This is a genomic window from Burkholderia pseudomultivorans (assembly GCF_902499075.1).
GTDB lineage: Bacteria > Pseudomonadota > Gammaproteobacteria > Burkholderiales > Burkholderiaceae > Burkholderia > Burkholderia pseudomultivorans.
Genome location: NZ_CABVPP010000037.1, coordinates 1 through 17,078, shown reverse-complemented (window position 1 = coordinate 17,078; position 17,078 = coordinate 1). Strand labels below are relative to the sequence as shown.

The 17,078-nt window shown below is 56.0% G+C and carries 14 protein-coding genes and 3 pseudogenes; 12 read left to right on the top strand and 5 right to left on the bottom strand.

Translation table 11 applies throughout. The features are described 5' to 3' along the window. The first annotated feature begins 11 nt into the window (after positions 1-11). The 7 genes and pseudogenes from BST28156_RS22100 to BST28156_RS22065 all read left to right on the top strand — a co-directional run. The gene (locus tag BST28156_RS22100; protein ID WP_012492806.1) at positions 12-953 is read left to right on the top strand and encodes a hypothetical protein; all 942 of its coding nucleotides are present in this window, start codon (positions 12-14) and stop codon (positions 951-953) included. Between the two features lie 615 nt (positions 954-1,568). Next, entirely contained in the window at positions 1,569-1,781 is a 213-nt protein-coding gene (locus BST28156_RS22090; RefSeq protein WP_006482147.1) for a helix-turn-helix transcriptional regulator, read from the top strand. A gap of 63 nt (positions 1,782-1,844) precedes the next feature. Next, positions 1,845-2,192 carry a hypothetical protein gene (locus BST28156_RS22085; RefSeq protein ID WP_006482143.1) on the top strand — a complete coding sequence of 116 codons (348 nt, stop codon included), beginning with the start codon at positions 1,845-1,847 and terminating at the stop codon, positions 2,190-2,192. Positions 2,193-2,415: 223 nt separating this feature from the next. Beyond that, complete coding sequence (locus BST28156_RS22080) at positions 2,416-3,885, top strand: YfjI family protein (protein ID WP_006482148.1); 1,470 nt, start codon at positions 2,416-2,418, stop codon at positions 3,883-3,885. A gap of 1,496 nt (positions 3,886-5,381) precedes the next feature. Further along, positions 5,382-6,527: a YagK/YfjJ domain-containing protein gene (locus BST28156_RS22075; protein ID WP_034178584.1), complete on the top strand. Its 1,146-nt coding sequence runs from the start codon at positions 5,382-5,384 to the stop codon at positions 6,525-6,527. A gap of 183 nt (positions 6,528-6,710) precedes the next feature. Continuing rightward, a pseudogene (locus BST28156_RS35200) lies at positions 6,711-6,869 on the top strand (transposase); the annotation flags it as partial. After that, a pseudogene (locus BST28156_RS22065) lies at positions 6,855-7,423 on the top strand (IS3-like element ISBam2 family transposase); the annotation flags it as partial. The pseudogenes BST28156_RS35200 and BST28156_RS22065, both read left to right, overlap by 15 nt. A 44-nt stretch (positions 7,424-7,467) precedes the next feature. On the opposite strand, the gene BST28156_RS22060 reads toward BST28156_RS22065, so the two are convergent. Together BST28156_RS22060 and BST28156_RS22055 are read right to left on the bottom strand one after the other, a co-directional pair. Continuing rightward, on the bottom strand, positions 7,468-8,850 hold the full coding sequence (locus tag BST28156_RS22060; protein WP_006489043.1) for an IS1182 family transposase: 1,383 nt from the start codon (positions 8,848-8,850) through the stop codon (positions 7,468-7,470). A gap of 157 nt (positions 8,851-9,007) precedes the next feature. Next, on the bottom strand, positions 9,008-9,883 hold the full coding sequence (locus BST28156_RS22055) for a transporter (RefSeq protein WP_012492805.1): 876 nt from the start codon (positions 9,881-9,883) through the stop codon (positions 9,008-9,010). A gap of 228 nt (positions 9,884-10,111) precedes the next feature. Between BST28156_RS22055 and BST28156_RS22050 the strand changes: the two genes are divergently transcribed. Beyond that, positions 10,112-11,065: an AraC-like ligand-binding domain-containing protein gene (locus BST28156_RS22050; RefSeq protein WP_006489036.1), complete on the top strand. Its 954-nt coding sequence runs from the start codon at positions 10,112-10,114 to the stop codon at positions 11,063-11,065. A 51-nt stretch (positions 11,066-11,116) separates the two neighbouring features. On the opposite strand, the gene BST28156_RS22045 is transcribed toward BST28156_RS22050, so the two are convergent. Further along, a complete protein-coding gene (locus BST28156_RS22045) occupies positions 11,117-12,166 on the bottom strand; it encodes a carbon-nitrogen hydrolase family protein (protein WP_012492804.1) in 1,050 nt (349 codons plus the stop codon). Between the two features lie 743 nt (positions 12,167-12,909). Next, positions 12,910-13,701 (bottom strand): MBL fold metallo-hydrolase, encoded by a 792-nt coding sequence (locus BST28156_RS22040; protein WP_069220483.1) that lies wholly within the window; start codon positions 13,699-13,701, stop codon positions 12,910-12,912. 160 nt (positions 13,702-13,861) lie between these two features. On the opposite strand from BST28156_RS22040, the gene BST28156_RS35025 reads away from it, so the two are divergent. The 4 genes and pseudogenes from BST28156_RS35025 to BST28156_RS22030 all read left to right on the top strand — a co-directional run bounded on the left by BST28156_RS35025 (position 13,862) and on the right by BST28156_RS22030 (position 15,973). Continuing rightward, entirely contained in the window at positions 13,862-13,990 is a 129-nt protein-coding gene (locus tag BST28156_RS35025) for a hypothetical protein (protein ID WP_021033494.1), read from the top strand. Positions 13,991-14,054: 64 nt separating this feature from the next. Then, positions 14,055-15,177: pseudogene (locus BST28156_RS22035) on the top strand (IS3-like element IS407 family transposase). Positions 15,178-15,405: 228 nt separating this feature from the next. Then, positions 15,406-15,528 carry a hypothetical protein gene (locus tag BST28156_RS35020; protein ID WP_006489040.1) on the top strand — a complete coding sequence of 41 codons (123 nt, stop codon included), beginning with the start codon at positions 15,406-15,408 and terminating at the stop codon, positions 15,526-15,528. Next, positions 15,488-15,973 carry a hypothetical protein gene (locus BST28156_RS22030; RefSeq protein ID WP_197535351.1) on the top strand — a complete coding sequence of 162 codons (486 nt, stop codon included), beginning with the start codon at positions 15,488-15,490 and terminating at the stop codon, positions 15,971-15,973. The genes BST28156_RS35020 and BST28156_RS22030 overlap by 41 nt, the downstream gene beginning before the upstream one ends. Before the next feature lie 243 nt (positions 15,974-16,216). Here BST28156_RS22030 and BST28156_RS22025 read toward each other — a convergent pair. After that, positions 16,217-17,078: LysR family transcriptional regulator (locus BST28156_RS22025; RefSeq protein ID WP_254596410.1), on the bottom strand; the 862-nt coding region annotated here is incomplete at its 5' end.

Here is a 17,078-nt window from a genome sequence, read left to right as displayed (position 1 = left end):
GGCGAGCGAAAATGGCCAGAATCATTAGCGAACACCTTGACGAAGAAACAGTGGTTCAGTGGTTGAACAAAAGGGAATGGACGCCATTGGCCGCTGCGTGCCTTGTTTATGGCGTCAAGCCAATAGATGTTCCCGACAAGGAACTGTTGGCCGAATGGGATACATTGAGTTTCCTATCCAGGCGGGTCCGCGATGCGCTTCGGCTTTTTGCGTACTGGAAGAGTCATCTAATGTCATCCGGTCTAGTTCAGCCGCCCCTTTTTCTTGCTTGGTGCAGGTTCAAGAACGTTGATATAAGTGAATTTCTGGCGTCCGTGAACCAATTTGCACCGGATCTCTACAAGCGGCTCGATCCATCGCAATACGGCGATCGCGAGGCGATCGGGCACCTTTATAGCACATATGCCGGGCTATTTTCGGCCGACGAGTGGGGGTATCAGAGACCGGGGCGTGCTACCGAAGGACCTTGGGACTCTGCTCCTAAGCCGCGGTCACGGACCAAAGCAGATACTTCGGCTGGCGATAGCAGCATGTTGCCTCAGGCGGTTGATGCTGTTCCCCAGCCAGGGACCGAATCGGATACTTCGTCTCGTGACGGCAGCATGTCGGGTGCTGCGGATGGTCAACCGTGGAAAGGCATTCAAACCAGAGTCATCGTCAATCTATTCGCAAAAAAAACGCTGTCGGAGGAGGAGCAACGCAAATGGAACAGAACCTTTTCCAACCCGCCTCAAGGGCTAAAAGAGTCTGCGCGTATAGAGAAGAAGCCCGCTCAAGGCGTTGAGGCGCATTGGAACCCTGTCGCGGTTGCAAGCTGGCTGCACACGGTTCGAAAGCGTCGGCTTCGCGAATTGGACGAGATCTTTCTTAAGAAACAAGACCTCGAGGCGTGGCGGTCGGATTGGGAAAAGGAATCCGATCGTCTGCGCAATCGGTCAGGATTTATTGGTTGAGTTTTGGTCGGTGTCGCGCCCATGCTTCCTGCTTGATCGGATTCATCCTCCCGGCCATAGTCTATCGCCGGGCGCTGATGTCCTCAGCGCCCGTCCCAGCGTAAAGTCTGGTCGCTGAGGACGCCCGCCATTTTCGTATCCAATCCAGTAGCTGAGCCATTATGCCGCTCGCTGCGCGGCGTACCAGTTTCGTGCGATCCGTGCTGACGCCTTCGCGATCTACGTCGTGGCTTGATCTTCACCCGCACCAGTTCTGCTCGAAGCCGAGCAATCCCCATCTGTTCGGGCGACACCTTTACGTCAGCGCGATTCGACTTGCGCGCCGTGTCGGCCTTGCCCCAGTTGTGCAACTCTGCACCCGTATATCCAGAGAATCTTCCACCGCCGCTATGCTCCGCGGCCCGTGCGAACTATCCGAACTTCACGCCGAACTTCACAACCACTTCCCGTCCTGAACCACGTGAACTCGCGCCAATGCTAGGTGGAACCTCCCATGGTAAGAGGGGATGTTCCTATATCGAGCGAAACTACGATCCACATCGCGACGTTGATCCTCGAAGAAAGGTGGGGATTTGTACGGTGTGTACGTCAACGCTCATCACTACAGGAGGCGATATGGGCAACATCCACCAAGTAATAACGTTCGGTGGTCGCACGTTTCTGACGACCGAAGAACTGGCAACGGCGCTTTCCCTGAGCGCGCAATCGATCCGCAAGCGCTACGCACAGACCGGGAGCTACTTCGAACTCCGCCCCGTCAAATTGCCGAACCGCCGTCTGCTCTGGCCGGCCGACGCGCTCGCGCAGCTGATCAATCGCCAAGCATAGGTGTTTCGATTTTGGAGCCTATATTGCGGCGTCAGGCCGCGAACTATTCAATCAAGGTTAAGAATGAATACGAACGACGACAATAAACTCCCCAGCACATCCTCCGATGCGCAGCGCCTCGTCGAATCGCTCGACGCTTTGCAGCCCAGCAAACAACAGCAAAAGGTTCTACTGTTCGAGAAGGCGTATCTGGCCATCGAGCGCGCCATCGGGCGCGAAGTTCCACAGAAGCAAATTGTCGAAGAATTGGAGAAATCGGGATTGCGGCTCTCCATGGGAGGTTTCCGTTCGCTGCTGGAAGCTGAACGCAAGCAGCGCAAGGAAACCGGAGAGCGTGTGCGCTGCGAGCGCTGCGGTTCGAATCTCCCGCATGTCAATGACGAAGGTTCGCAAACAAACGCGACCACGTAAACGTCAGTGTAAGGCCGGCCGGGCCGGAATCATGTTCGGTCATCAGTGGTGTAGATAAGATCGACATAAGTTTAGAAGATTTCAAATCGTAGAATTTAGGAATGCAGATGAAAAAAACGAAACTTCCCATGCTGAGCGTCGCTGCCCTGTCGCATGGGCTACGCCAAGAACGCCTGGCGAGTGGCAGCCAAGGCAATCACGTGACGAACACGCCGGAGGTCGTATGAGTTTTGATCTTACGTCGCCGCGGCGGTATCCGATTGATGCGTTTTACCTGATCATCAGGGATGCGATCAACGAAGTTTGGACAAATACGCAGGCACCGGACGCTTTGATCGCCATGGAGTTTCTGACAGACATGGCGGTCTCAGCACAAGGCATTTACGAGGTGCGGTTGCCAACAGGACAGGTACGCCCGCTGTCCTTGAATTTACTCGTAGTGGCGGAGTCCGGTGAGCGCAAAACACGCGTGCACAATTTGGTCGCGAAACCGCTCTACGAGTTCGATACAAGTCGTATGAAGAAGTACAAGGACGATCTTGCAAAGTACGAACAGGAGCACCGCATCTGGAAGTCGGAGGGGGCGGGTCTTCATCGACGGATCACGAAGCTGACGCAGGAGGGCGAGTCGATCGAAGAACCGCGTATTCAACTGTCCGACCACAATGCGCGTAAGCCGATCAAGCCTCGGGCGCGCCGTATCATGCGACAGAACGTGACCGAACGGGCACTGATGGACGCTCTCGAGGGCGACGGTGAATCGATTGCATTCGTCTCGGACGAGGGGGAGGTCATCATCAAAGGCGGCGCGTTGAATCAAACGGGGGTGCTTAACAAGGCATGGGACGGTGCGCCGATGTTGACGTTGGACCGCCGCGATGGCGTCAGTGTCGTGGTGCGCAATCCACGTGTATCGGTTTCGTACATGGTCCAGCCCAAGGTGTTCAAGGAAATGGTCGACCGACGGGGTGACGTCATGCGGGGTTCAGGGCATTTGGCGCGTTATCTAATCGGTTGCCCAGTTTCGACTCAGGGAGTGCGCTTTACGTACAGTCTCAACGATGAATGGATCCATTTGCCGAAATTCCACGAGCGTATGCACGAGCTGCTCGACGAATTCGGGCGGCGTGTCGACGCCGGTGAGGTGGCACGCACGACGTTGGAGTTTTCGGACGACGCTGTGGCTCGCTGGATCGTGATCGCGAATCATATCGAACAGATGCTGCAACCCAACGCATACATGCACGACATCAAGGACTTCGGGTCGAAGGCGTTGGAGATTACAGGGCGCATTGCCGCGCTGCTACACGTGTTTTCCAGGCAGGAAGGGAAGATCTCGGTTGATTCGTTGAACCGTGCAAACGCAATTGTTGAATGGCACCTGCATGAGTTCAAGCGCATCTTTTCACCGCAGAGCGTGGTGTCGCAGATTCAGACCGATGCGCAGACGCTTGAAAATTACCTGCATTCCCAGTACAGGTGCCGTGGCTTCACGGCAGCACCAAAGAATGCAGTGCTCCGGAATGGCCCGTTGCGACCTCGACAGCGACTCGATGCTGCGCTCGATTATCTGTGCGCTATGAACCGCGTGTGGATCGTGGTCGATGCGAAACGCAAGCGCTACATCCAATTCAATTTCACTATGTGCGATTCGCTAACGACCTCCTACAGAGCAAACCGGTGGGACGTTTGAGGTGCGGTAAGGAAGCGGATCAGCGCAGGTCGGCCGGCATCTACCAGGGGAGCGGCGCATCGTAGTCGTCGACGGTGCTCGCCACCGGGAGATATTGGAACCGCCAGTGAGATTGCGATGCGGATCGATGCCGTTGTAGTCAATCTCGAAATCAGTGTGTTGCAAGAGCCACGGCCAGATCACGCCGAGAAAGGCAATCGAAATGCGAAGCGGGGCGCGCGGGTGCCGCTTTGCATCAGCTTTGTTTGCGGGCTGTACCGACCGATGCCAGGCTAAAGATGGGTGTGAGTGAGGCAAGTCAGCACCACGCAGTACCATTGCGTGTACGAAATCCGGCTCGAATCAAATCAAAGCCAACGGATGTCGCATCAACACGCTGCGGTGAAAATCGTCATGGACTGAGCGTGTCGATGGATTGGGATCAGTGGAGCCACATCGGGATTGGTCAGCAGAGGTTGAAGCAGGCTGGCATCGCAATACCTGCTGCGCAGGAATTTTCGGCAGACCGTCGGAATTAGTGCGATTCATGCGACTAGTCGCAAAAATCGCATGGTCTTGAGGCAATATGGTGACGCACTGTTAGATTTCAGTGTTGTGTCTTCGGACGGCTGGCATGAGGATGCGACGACATCCGATTCCGGGCAAGGATCTCGCTAAGCCCGAGGGGCCGTGGTCCGTCGACCGGCTGTTGCCTTTCATGTCGATGGTCGCTTCTGCTGAGAAATCGTCGAATTGATGCTGAGGTTTGCGGAAGTGCGACAACGTCGAATAGGAAATTGCTGACCTGGTCGTCGGTAGTGCGCGCAGTAGATGCTCGTTTGAGTCGTGGCGACGATGTACTTCGGCTGCACATGAGCTTGGATGCGTTTGACATTGGCCTGATTCCTCACTGTCGGGCCAATGCAACGCATCGTTTGGCTGGTGATGTCCTCCGTGTGCCCGTGCACGCGGTTGGTCTGAATCTGCCTGAATGGACCGTATCTACCGGAAGCCGATGGTTGTGCTGCTTTACTTATGCCTCTCTACTGCGTGCGTATGTATGTATATGAGGGGCGTCATGAATAACCGCGCTTCTCTTGGTTGTCGATGATCGAATTTCCGTGATTAACGCGTGATTGAGCGATGCTTGGATATTGCTTCATATGGAATGCCAAAGGATAATAAGCGATAGGAAATTCCAGCCTGTTGAATTCAATGTAATACTAAAGGCAAAATGTTGCTCTCGTTAGAGCCAAGTGTATCAGTGGTCGAGACGATGTGGCCTTGTATTCATGGGTGAGAGGGATGAGTGACAAGTCAATGTCATACCCTATTTGTATCAAGGAGGAGAGAAGATCAATCCACAATGATCGTTGCTACGGTCAATCGAAAGCGAAAGGACGGTCTCGTACTCATTATTGGCTGACATGGCTTGCAGGCAGTTCAGCTATACGTGAGATCAAGAGACTCGGCATCAACAACGTTGCCATGCTGTAACGACATACCATTATCAGGTCATGGAAACTGAGGACCAGGAGGCATTGGAGGTAATTGCTCGTCTTGATGAGCGTACGAACATCGAGGAAACTGACATAGATGGCGAGAGGCGAGTCTTCATTCACAAGGGCTACGCGTCACGACACCTGTTCGAGATAGAGAAGTTTGTTAAGGCTGTTGAGAAGGGATGGGGTGGGTTCGTTGATGAAATCACGCGCTACAGTCGAGTGCGAGTGATTCGCGAACTCTTTCTAGGAAAGCGCTATTACCGGTTCATGAACGACTGGCTGAAACGTTATTCAGACGTCTATCACTACTCGGCAAGAGTAGAGGTGTTCTACGATGTCTGCAAGGAGCTTGGACTGATTGGTCATCAGTATCCGTTTGCACTCGGTCAGCCTGATGAAGTGATTCGAACTGATGGCATGCGATGCATGGATGCGTTCAATATCCTGATCGAGCAGATTCGTGAGCGTTGCCAGTCGCGTGCATTCAAGGAGCGTGAACGACTAAGAGAGGCAAACGCAAGGAAGAATAAGACAAATGTACTCGCGTTGGAGGAGGCCATGTTCTCGAAGGAGACGGGTAGATCGCGTTGGTTGGTGCTGTCATTGACGTTGCGCTACAAACCTCAGTTTCGTCGCTGGATTACGCCGGAAGTGATCCAGCAGCATCGTGACCGCTTCTTCGCCGCTCGTCGGTTTAATACGTTGATGTCAGGTATTGCGAACTACGTATGGGCTATCGAACAAGGCGAGGACACGGGCTTGCATTTGCATGTGATCTTGTTCTACTCGGCAGAGCACAACCACGACGAGCATATTGCCAAGCAGATCAGTGAGTATTGGGTGAACGTAGTCACTGAAGGCAAGGGCGATTACTGGAACAGCAATGCCGCGTGGTTGAAGAGAAGCTATGAGAAGCGCGGCCACGGTGTTGGTGTGGGGCAGATCGACTGGAAGGACACGAAGAAGCGAGAAGCGCTGCGTAAGAACCTCGTGTATCTCGCCAAGTCGGAGCAGTACCTGATGCTCAAGAGTGCCAATCGTATCCGAACGTTCGACATGGGCCAGGTGCCGAAGAAAGGGAAGACGGGACGTCCGCGTGTTGAGGCTGAAATGAACGAGACGAGTAGCGACTTGTCCCGTGTATGTACTGTCCGATGAGGTGGATGTAAATGCAACTAAGTTCGATATTGGTCAGAGTGACTAGATCGAGCGAGAACGACATGAAGCATCGGCCACGACGGGGAATATAGATGTATTTTCCGCCGTGGCTTTTAATCTGCTATTGGAGCGGCCCCACGTATCTGAGGACACGAGGACTCTCTTAAAATAAGGGATAGTCTTGTGCCTATCAGTAAGCCTGGTCATTACGTGGAAAGCATCGAAATTCTGACCGAGCCGGAGCGCCGTCGGCGGCGCACGGCGCAAGAAAAAATCGCCATCGTGCAGGAAACATTGGAGCCGGGAGCATCGGTGTCGGCCGTTGCACGTCGGCACGGCGTAATGATTGAGCGCGAGCAACTGGCATTGCCAGGCGCACCCAACGAGGTGTGGTCAATCGATTTCGTGATGGATGCGCTTTCCAACGGCCGGCGCGTGAAGTGCCTGACCGTCGTCGACGATTTCACGAAAGAGGCTGTCGACATCGTCGTCGACCATGGTATCTCAGGTTTATATGTCGCTCGGGAGCATTGGACCGTGCAGCTCGCTTCCGTGGCTATCCCAAGGCGGTGCGAACAGACCAGGGACCCGAATTTACGAGCCGCGCGCTTGACCAGTGGGCATATGCGAACGGCGTCACTCTGAAGTTGATTCAGGCGGGCAAGCCAACGCAGAATGCGTACATCGAATCGTTCAACGGCAAATTCCGCGACGAATGCCTTAACGAGCACTGGTTCACGACGCTCGCGCACGCTCGGGCTGTCATCGCGGCATGGCGTCAGGACTACAACGAGCAACGGCCGCACAGTGCACTGAACTACCTTGCGCCGTCAGAGTTTGCGGCGAAACATCGGGCAACCGCGGATGCTCCTGCCGCTTTCCAGGAGCTGGTTTAAAGGGACTTTGCTAGAAGCCCATTGGCCCTATTGAAGGGGGCAGGTCAGAGGTTGTAAGCCAACACCTGAAGGCTCATTTCGGTACTCACCGGTCCAAGCTTGCGGGTCAGGAAGTGTGTGGCACCCATCCAGTGCTTGAGCGTGCCGAAGACGTGCTCGACAGTACTTCTGCGGATGGTCATTGCGTCTGGCTTGCGGTCCAGCCGCCGCTGCATGGATTCCAGTATATGTTCGTGCTCCCATCGTCGGATGCGGCGATAGTCACTCGGCGAGCAGCGCTCCTTGAGATGGCAACGCGGGCAGGCGCTGGGCCAGTACACCCGCAGATTCATGTCATGCTCAACAGTCGTGAATCGATGAACGGCACGCTCACCAGCTGGGCATCGATAGACATCGTCTTTGGCGATGTAGATGAAGTCGCGTTTTGTAAAGAGACCTTTCTTCCTGGAGGCCGACGTGAGTGGCTTGGGGACATACGCCTTGATGCCGGCCAGTTCGCACGCGCGGATATCAGGGCCGCTAAAGTAGCCCCGATCGGCTAGCACCTTCAGTCCAGACTTGCCCATCGCCTCCCTTGCTGCCAGGGCCATCCTGCTGAGTTGTCCATGATCGCCTCCGACATTGGTCACCTCGTGTTCGACGATCAGGTGGTGCTTCGTGTCCACGGCGGCCTGTACGTTGTAGCCTACCGTTCCGGTTCTTTTGCCGCCGCTGGTCATGGAACGGGAATCCGGATCGGTAAGGGATAGCTGTTTGTCCGGTTGCGTCTTCAGTTGCTCGCGGATCTGCTCGAGTTCACGCATCTGCTGGCGCAGGAGGGCAATCTTCTCGTACAGGCGCACGGTCTTGACATCGAAGCCTGTCGGGCTCGTCCGGTCCGCGGTATCAATCGCGTCGAGGTATCGCTGAACGCTTTCCTCAATCTGTTGCTGACGCTTGTCGATCTTGCCTGCTGTGTAGTTCCTGTCGCGGCTGTTCACGGCCTTGAACTTGCTGCCGTCGATGGCCACCATGTCGCTGGAGAGCAGCTTCAGTCCACGGCATAGTTCGACAAAGCGCCGGCATACGTTACGAATCGCCGCACCGTTATCGCGCCGGAAGTCAGCGATCGTCTTGAAGTCCGGTGCCAGCCGTCCTGTTAGCCACATCATTTCGACGTTACGCTGGCATTCGCGCTCAAGACGCCGGCTCGACGGTACACGGTTCAGATATCCGTAGATATAGACCTTGAGCATTACGCCCGGGTGGTACGACGGGCGGCCCGTGAGTGCAGGCGTAGCGCCGTTGAAACCGAGTTCCGCAAGATTCAGTTCATCGACGAACACGTCTATGATCCTGACGGGATTGTCCGGGCCGATGTAATCATCGACGCATTCGGGAAGTAGTGCGACCTGCTTGCGGTCATCGCCTTCAACGAATCGCTTCATGAGTCACCCGATCTGAATGCGTTGATTCAGTTTAGGCGATCAGTGCGTTTTCACACAGGCTCGGCCATGAGACGTCGAAGTCACAACTGGTCGACCATTCGAGATGGACTGCCGGCGCCGTCATCAATTCACCTCTGCCGTAACGGCCAGTGATCGGTCAGAACGCCTTGGCCATTCGCAGGTTCAACCTCAGTTTGTTTTTGGGCCCGTTGGATACGTGGATGTCCTGCCCGGCCTGAAGCTGTACCTGAAACGTCGGAGTGAGGAAGCGAGCGAACGTAACGAGATAGGTGTCGGTGGACAGGCTGCCGCTGGCGCCATTGCCGTCAAGCTCAGTGCGCCCGCCCGCCGTATGGTAGTAGCTGAAGGCGACCCGCGTGCGGCTATCGATCTCGTAGCGCAGGTGCGTTTGTAAGTCGAACGTCGGTGCTTGCCAGTAGCGTTGCCCAGCGTAGTCGTGATTTGTCGAATAAAACGCGAATTCCCCCGTTACGTCAAGAAAAAGCGGACCGTATACGCGTTGTGAATAGTTCAGATGGGTGACTTCTGACCAACGATGTGCCCCGATGTTGAGGCCGCCCTGGTTCGCGTCGTATGTCCCGAGAGGAAGCGACACAAATGCCGCAAGACTCAGGTAACGCTGCGAAGCCGGATCATTGATCAGCCATATCGCAGAACCCACGAACGGATCGCCAATGCCGTTCGATCGCAAACTGGCCGGCTCACTCATCCGTACGCTGCCGAATGGCAAGATGATTTGAGGGGTTACTGTGAACCCGAATAGTTTTCCATAGTGGATGAAGCGGGCGATGCCGATATCCGACTGAACGTGGAAGGGCTGATCGACGCGGTTGCCGCTTGAGTATGCGGCCGTGCTGTTGGCATGCTGGTAGTAGAGCAACGCTAAATTGACACCCTGGGGCAGCGCCACATAGTCTGCGGGATCTGTCTCCAGCACCACCGCGCTTGCGGGGCGGATTAGTGTGATGGTTGTAACAAGAAGAATTGCTACCTTTGCCGCAAACCCTTTCATGATTCGTTCTCCAAACAATATATTTCTCGTAAAAGACGTATGAAGGTATCCTTCCTTCAATGCTGTTTTGGATTGTCGGGAGACAATATTCCTTGCGAATTGGATCAACTTCGCATCAAGATTGACTGAGCTTTTCAGCTTGACACCGGTGTCCGAACATTCGCATAATGAGAGGCACGAAGGTGCAGCCGAATCTCGGTCTGGCTCTATCTCGATGAAGCGTCTGCCATGAAGCATTTCAGTACCGACGAAGCACCCGCCGCAGAGCAAGCCGACTATTGGTCGGCGGCCTTGGCAAGTTCCTTCGTCAAGCTCGACTTCGAACCGACTACCTCCCGGTCCGGCCGCCCCTTTACGGGCCATATCGATCAAGGATCCTTGGCATACGTCGACGTCGCGGTCGTCAATTCGCGTGCTCAGGAAGTGCATCGGACGAGCAGGCTGGTGCGGCAAGAAGATGCGGACTTGTTTCTGATCAGCGTCCAGGTAGCGGGGCGGGGAGAGCTGGAACAGGATGGCCGTCAAGCCGTCCTTTCAGCTGGTGATTGTTCGCTTTACGATACGACGCGCCCATATCATCTCAGCTTCCGGGACGACTTCGAACAGCTCGTATTGTCGATCCCGCGCGACCGCTTAAGGATACGAATCCCCGCTGCGGATCGTCTCACGGCCATCCCCATACGAGGGGTCAACGGTCTTGGATCGCTGTTTTTTGATTTGGTGACCAGTATCCCGCGAAATCTCGAGTCCATGACGGCGCAGGTTCGCGAGTCCGTCTCGAACAGCGTCCTTGATCTGGTTGCCACGGCACTCGCTGGCCTGCCGTCTCCGATCCCCGCGCCAGCGTCCAATTTGAAGCAGTTTCATCTCAATCGGATCAAATCGTATGTGATTGAGAACCTCTCGGACGCGGAGCTGGACATCGCACGAATCGCACAGACCTTGGGGATGTCCGTGAGTTCGCTCTATCGTGCATTTGCATCCGAGGGGTGTCCATTGTCGCAGTGGATCTGGGATCAGCGCCTGCATGCTTGTCGAAAGGCGCTGCTGGACGAATCGTGCGCCAACCTGAGCGCCAAGCAGATCGCAATGAGCTGGGGATTTAACGACCCGGCGCACTTCAGCCGGGCTTTTCGACGGAAATTCGGCGAGAGTCCGAACGCGTTGCGCACGCGGAAATAATCTGACTCCCGCACCGGCCATCCGGTGATGCGGGAGCAAGGCGCCTTCGTTTTAAGCGGGTGTGACGCGCTCGAGCGGCTCGGTTGGCTGATCGACTTGAACAACTGCAGTTGCCGGTTGCATTTCAGGCGCTGCCGGTTCCGCCCGGACATGGACTACACGAGATTTGGGCGTGGGGTCTAGCAGCAATCTGGTGACGTCGGGTCGCGAATAGTGGCCGGCAGGGTCCGCCGCAGCCTTGGCGAGGCTGATCACGCTCAGATCGATTTCCGCATAGAGAATGCCCTCGACATTCTCCGGTATGGGTTCGGCCAGCGAGCGGCCATCCGGCCCGAAGATGCGTGCATGGCCGCCGCCCGCTTGCAGCAGCGCGTGGTGCTCAGGCGTCGAGCACAGAAGCTCGATCATCTGTTCGGACACGACAGCGCTGGGTGCTACGACGAAGCACTGGCCCTCGACAGCATAGATCTGGCTGACGGCCGTATTGACTTCCGGGCCGAGCGTATAGGCTGCGCCGGCATAGAGGGAGAAACTGGGCCACGCGCCGATGTGCACCTGTTCATTCTGCGCGAACATCGCGTACCGAGTAAGCGGTTGCAGATGTTCCCAGCAGCATAGTGCGCCTACACGGCCCAGCTCCGTTTCGTGAACAGAGAGGTCACTCCCGTCCCCTTCGCCGAACACGGTCCTTTCGACATGGGTCGGCTTCAGCTTGCGGCGCGTGGAAATCGTGATCCCTTCGCTGTTGATGATCGATTGGGAGATGTACAACGAGCCGGCGTCACGCTCACTGAATCCCAGCACCACCATGATCTTGTTGCGAGCTGCTGCTTGTTCGATGAGACGGTATTGCTCGCTGTTGATGACAAGCGAATTGTCATGATAGCGCTGAAAAAACTGCAGACTCCAAGCCGGCGAGCCGAGCCAGGAAAACAACGGGTATCCGGGAATCCAGGTTTCCGGAAAGGCAATCAAGGTGGCACCGTTGCGGGCGGCTTCCTCGATGAGCTCGATGGTCTTAGTGACCGTTGCTTCGAGGTCCAGGAACACGGGGGCCGCCTGAACGGCAGCCACCACATAGCGCGGGTGATTGATGGTCATAACTGTTCTCCAATCAGGGGTGGTGAAGAAGATGGTACGAATCCACAAATCCACCATGTTGACCGTAGTTCCCGTTCAGATTGACTCTTCTGCCCGGATTGTGCAGTCACGTACGAGTACTTTGCGAAGCTGTCCGGTCCACTAACCTCGACGCAATGGGTTGGCGGAAAGGTCACTTGAGCTTGCTCTGTGATAGCTTTCCGTTCGCGCGCCGCAAACCCCTGCTCGTTCATATAACGACCTCCGTTCTCGACGTTTACGAATGCGAACGGGACTGGCGCTATTACTCAGCGCACGAGACCGGTCTCACATCGACCACGATAAGGCTAGTGCAAGGCGCCAACCTGAGTTGGAAAGGCAGGACGCCGCGATATCGCGTCGGCGGTATTGCGTCGTCGCGAACGTGTCGATTGCTCCGACACCTATCGTCACTCTTCCAAGTTAGACGTGTCGTCGATCAATTGATAGATCGGTTGTCCTGAGTTATTCGAAAACGACAGCCGGTCGCCTCACTCGCATGAACAACCTGCTCCAGCGCGTAGACGGTCGCTCTGTATCGAATGCGGAGAGAATGTCGACACCGGCACGCATACCGTTGCATCGTCCGGCGGGCCTTGACCTCGCGCACCAAAAATCAACACCTGAACGAGTGGGGCGGCTCTTGCACTCTCTGGCAGCTCGTCGAAAAGTCGTTGGCGGTGAGCGTCATCGGCAGAAACGGGGCCGCACTGTGACCTGTACTGTCAGTCAGCAATCAGCGCTACCTTGCGCTTCGAGCAGGAGCACCCGACGGGCTGCATCCCGTAGCGGGGCCCCGGCGCCAATTGCTGCAGCGATTTGGCGTGCCGGCGTACCTCTTCGGCGCCAAGCGGTCCGCCATGGCCCATGTGGAACCGTTTCATCCCGGTGTTGACCATGCCCAACAGCTCCACGGTGACAGCTTGCGGATCTTCTTCGAAAGGCGGACGCATCGCGTGGCCGGTGCGCATCATGCCGCCGATGAGGATGCCCGAAGCGAGCAAATCCCCGACCAGCGCTTCACCGCTCACCAGTTCGACCGACACAGAGCCATCAGTATGTCCGGGAGTGTGCCGCACCACGCCGTCGAGACCATAGGGGCTGAGATCGACACTCGCATCGTCTTGCAGCAAGATGTCGGGCGTGAATGCGGTGTACGGCTCTCCGGGCAGCCCCGACCGCAGAAACAGCGGACCCCACCAATGGGCCACGCAGTACGTCATCTCCTTACGTCGCTCGTAGTAGTCGAGGTCTCCAGCGTGCGCCAGAATCGGTGCTCCACTCAGTTGGCGCACTTGCGCTGCCGAACCGGCGTGGTCAGTGTGAGCATGGGTGATGATGATCAAATTAATGTCGCGAAAGCTGCGACCGTGCTTCTTGAGCACGCGCCCAATTTTGCCAACCGAGCCGGGAATGCCCGTGTCGACTAACACGCAGCCCTTGGAGCTGATGACCAGGTGGCAATGAACCATCCCAAATGGAAGGATTGAGATAGTAATGATCTGAGGTTTGTCCATGATTTCGATCCGTGTCGGTTTGCTTGTTCGAGGGTGCCAACGTCGAGCGAGGCACACCAACCCATGTAACCGATTATCGTCCCGGTCATCGACGTGGGTGTATGTCAATATTGACTATAATTAGGTGAAAATGGTCACTCGATGCGTTTTCAGGAAGCCCATGAAGAACGTGCGGATTGCGGTCCTTGCCTATGACGGATGCATGCCAACGCAGCTCTTTGGTATCGCCGACGTATTCCGCATCGCCGGCGACATTGACGGCAGTATTGGAAGAAAGCGACGCGTCTGACCTGCCCCCTGCAAACAGGGCCAGCTGGAGTCTAGTAAAGTTCGTTTTCGGAGAGAAGACGAACATGAAGAAGCGCTTTACGGAACAGCAAATCATCGGGTTTCTGAAGGAAGCCGAGGCCGGTATGCCGGTCAAGGAACTGTGCAGGAAGCACGGGTTCAGTGACGCGTCGTTCTACACCTGGCGCGCGAAGTTTGGCGGCATGGAGGTCTCGGAAGCCCGCCGGCTCAAGGACCTCGAGGTGGAGAATGCCCGGCTGAAGAAACTGCTGGCCGAAGCAATGCTCGATATGGAAGCGTTGAAGGTCGTCGTCAAGGGAAAGCCCTGAGCCCGCAAGCCAAACGCGAGGCAGTGTCGGCGATTCGGGAGAAGGTCAACCTCTCCGAGCGCCGCGCCTGCCGGCTTGTCGGGCTTTCTCGCAGCGTGCTGCATTACGACGCGAAGCCGGACCATGAGAATGATGTGCTAGCGGCGCGTCTGGTGGAGTTGGCGCACGAACGTCGTCGATTCGGTTACCGCCGACTGCATGCCCTGGTGGAGCGCGAAGGCACGCACGCCAATCACAAGCGCATCTATCGCCTGTACCGTGACGCAGGGCTGGCTGTGCGGCGCCGTCGCAAGCGCCACGGCGTAATGATTGAGCGCGAGCAACTGGCATTGCCAGGCGCACCCAACGAGGTGTGGTCAATCGATTTCGTGATGGATGCGCTTTCCAACGGCCGGCGCGTGAAGTGCCTGACCGTCGTCGACGATTTCACGAAAGAGGCTGTCGACATCGTCGTCGACCATGGTATCTCAGGTTTATATGTCGCTCGGGAGCATTGGACCGTGCAGCTCGCTTCCGTGGCTATCCCAAGGCGGTGCGAACAGACCAGGGACCCGAATTTACGAGCCGCGCGCTTGACCAGTGGGCATATGCGAACGGCGTCACTCTGAAGTTGATTCAGGCGGGCAAGCCAACGCAGAATGCGTACATCGAATCGTTCAACGGCAAATTCCGCGACGAATGCCTTAACGAGCACTGGTTCACGACGCTCGCGCACGCTCGGGCTGTCATCGCGGCATGGCGTCAGGACTACAACGAGCAACGGCCGCACAGTGCACTGAACTACCTTGCGCCGTCAGAGTTTGCGGCGAAACATCGGGCAACCGCGGATGCTCCTGCCGCTTTCCAGGAGCTGGTTTAAAGGGACTTTGCTAGAAGCCCATTGGCCCTATTGAAGGGGGCAGGTCAACTATGATGGGTAGCATAGTGCATGCTACTATGACGACCATCATAATCGCCCAAGGGGACTTCCACGATGCTTACACGTCGCTCTGTTCTCGTTATCTTGGCGCTCCTGTCGCCCGTGTTCACCGCCTGCTCAACGCTTCCTAATTCCGCGTCATCATCTGCTTCACAAGGAGTTGCACCGATGTCACTCGAACAGACGCAGCAAGCAGTGCTTGGTGAATGGACCAGCATCGCACCGGAAGTCCGCCCAAGCGCCCAAAAGAATGCCGACGGCACGATCAAACCGTTTTATCTCCGCGCGTGACTTCAAAGCGTTGCCGGATAACCGGTTTGAGTTAACCGTTGTGACCTTTGCGGATCCTTATGGAAAGGCACCCCTTGCGCGGATGCAGATCAAGGGTCACATGCTTTGGCGCGGCGAGCACCCGATTGCGCCGGGCGCGCAGAAGGTGGATTTCATTGCTGATGAGGCCTATTCGGTGACACCCTTGATGCAAGGGTTTGCGAACGTGCTGAATACGGTCGCTTCTCATGGTTACGCGAAATGGGAGATCGGGCAGACTCAGAGCGTCTTCGACAAGGACTTTGTCCCTCTCGGTCTGTCAGCCGGAAAGTATTTTAAGGAATACGATCTGGTTTACCTTTCGCACGGGATGATGTTCTGGGGTGCTCGAAACATAGATGGTCGGGGCTTCGATACCGAACTCAACCGACCGACTAATCTGCAGATTCCGATGGTCCGGAAGTAAGGTAACAGGAGTCGATCCATCGGAGTTGAGCGCCCGTGAGAAACGGGCTCGCGGCAAAGGCGTCATTTGAGCTTGGCGCCTTTTCCTGGTGGATACCACAATGCAAAAATCACTGGTGCGACGTCGAGCGGCTTCACCACAGCTAGAAGTCGCGTCCAAGTGTGATTGAATCGCCGACGCCTGGGGCGATGATCAATTCACCGTTCTCGGGTGAACCCTTTGGCGTTTCGCCGCAGTCTCGTGTCACACCTGACGCCAATTGTCCCAGGATGGTTCGTCTCCAAACGACTCGACGAGATCATCAATGAATTCGCGAACTTTGAGTGGGACATGGCGCGTGCTGGGATAGACAGCCTGAATCGTCAATTCCGTCGTGCGGTACGTGGGCAATAAGGCAACCAGTTCGCCACGCGCAACGTACTTACCGAAAACAAACGTCGGGCCGTAAGCTATACCTGCGCCAGCAAGCGTTGAGGCAAGTAGCATCTGCATGTTATTTGCCGACATACGACAGGTTCCATCGATGACATGGGGCCGGTCTTTCTCGTCCCTGAGCGTCCAGTCCCCGCTCGAAACAGCCTCGCTGAAAGTAAGGCGTTGTGCTTGTCCTAATTCCTCCGGCGTATGCGGTGTGCCGTGACGTTTCAAGTACGCTGGAGATGCACACACAATCATGCGGCAGGGAGCAATCTTCCGCGCGACCATGCTGGAGTCGGCAAGCGTTCCAATTCGGATTGCAAGGTCCGCTCCCGTTTCTAGCAGATTCACATAACGATCGCTCAGCGAAACGTCGACATTGACATGAGGGTGGCGCTCCATGTAGCGCGCAACCACATTGCCCAAATGCAACGCGCCAAACGTGACAGGCGCCGCAATTCGCAGGACTCCGCGTGCAATGGTCTGAGAGTCACTTGCCTCGCGGTTTGCTTCGGCAAGGGCATCCAGAATTTGTACACATCGGTCGTAGTAGGCTCGGCCGACATCGGTCAGGTTTAAACGTCGGGTGGTGCGTTGAAGAAGTCTCGCATTTAGAAGCTCTAACACAATGAGTTTTGCAGCTGTCGCCAGCAGATGATGCAAGCGGCGATTTTCATGAACGCCTCGT

Coding starts and splice junctions, on each gene's coding strand:
- BST28156_RS22100 (WP_012492806.1), top strand. CDS start 12: ATGGCCAGAATCATTAGCGAACACCTTGACGAAGAAACAGTGGTTCAG.
- BST28156_RS22090 (WP_006482147.1), top strand. CDS start 1,569: ATGGGCAACATCCACCAAGTAATAACGTTCGGTGGTCGCACGTTTCTG.
- BST28156_RS22085 (WP_006482143.1), top strand. CDS start 1,845: ATGAATACGAACGACGACAATAAACTCCCCAGCACATCCTCCGATGCG.
- BST28156_RS22080 (WP_006482148.1), top strand. CDS start 2,416: ATGAGTTTTGATCTTACGTCGCCGCGGCGGTATCCGATTGATGCGTTT.
- BST28156_RS22075 (WP_034178584.1), top strand. CDS start 5,382: ATGGAAACTGAGGACCAGGAGGCATTGGAGGTAATTGCTCGTCTTGAT.
- BST28156_RS22060 (WP_006489043.1), bottom strand. CDS start 8,850: ATGAAGCGATTCGTTGAAGGCGATGACCGCAAGCAGGTCGCACTACTT.
- BST28156_RS22055 (WP_012492805.1), bottom strand. CDS start 9,883: ATGAAAGGGTTTGCGGCAAAGGTAGCAATTCTTCTTGTTACAACCATC.
- BST28156_RS22050 (WP_006489036.1), top strand. CDS start 10,112: ATGAAGCATTTCAGTACCGACGAAGCACCCGCCGCAGAGCAAGCCGAC.
- BST28156_RS22045 (WP_012492804.1), bottom strand. CDS start 12,166: ATGACCATCAATCACCCGCGCTATGTGGTGGCTGCCGTTCAGGCGGCC.
- BST28156_RS22040 (WP_069220483.1), bottom strand. CDS start 13,701: ATGGACAAACCTCAGATCATTACTATCTCAATCCTTCCATTTGGGATG.
- BST28156_RS35025 (WP_021033494.1), top strand. CDS start 13,862: ATGAAGAACGTGCGGATTGCGGTCCTTGCCTATGACGGATGCATGCCA.
- BST28156_RS35020 (WP_006489040.1), top strand. CDS start 15,406: ATGTCACTCGAACAGACGCAGCAAGCAGTGCTTGGTGAATGGACCAGC.
- BST28156_RS22030 (WP_197535351.1), top strand. CDS start 15,488: ATGCCGACGGCACGATCAAACCGTTTTATCTCCGCGCGTGACTTCAAA.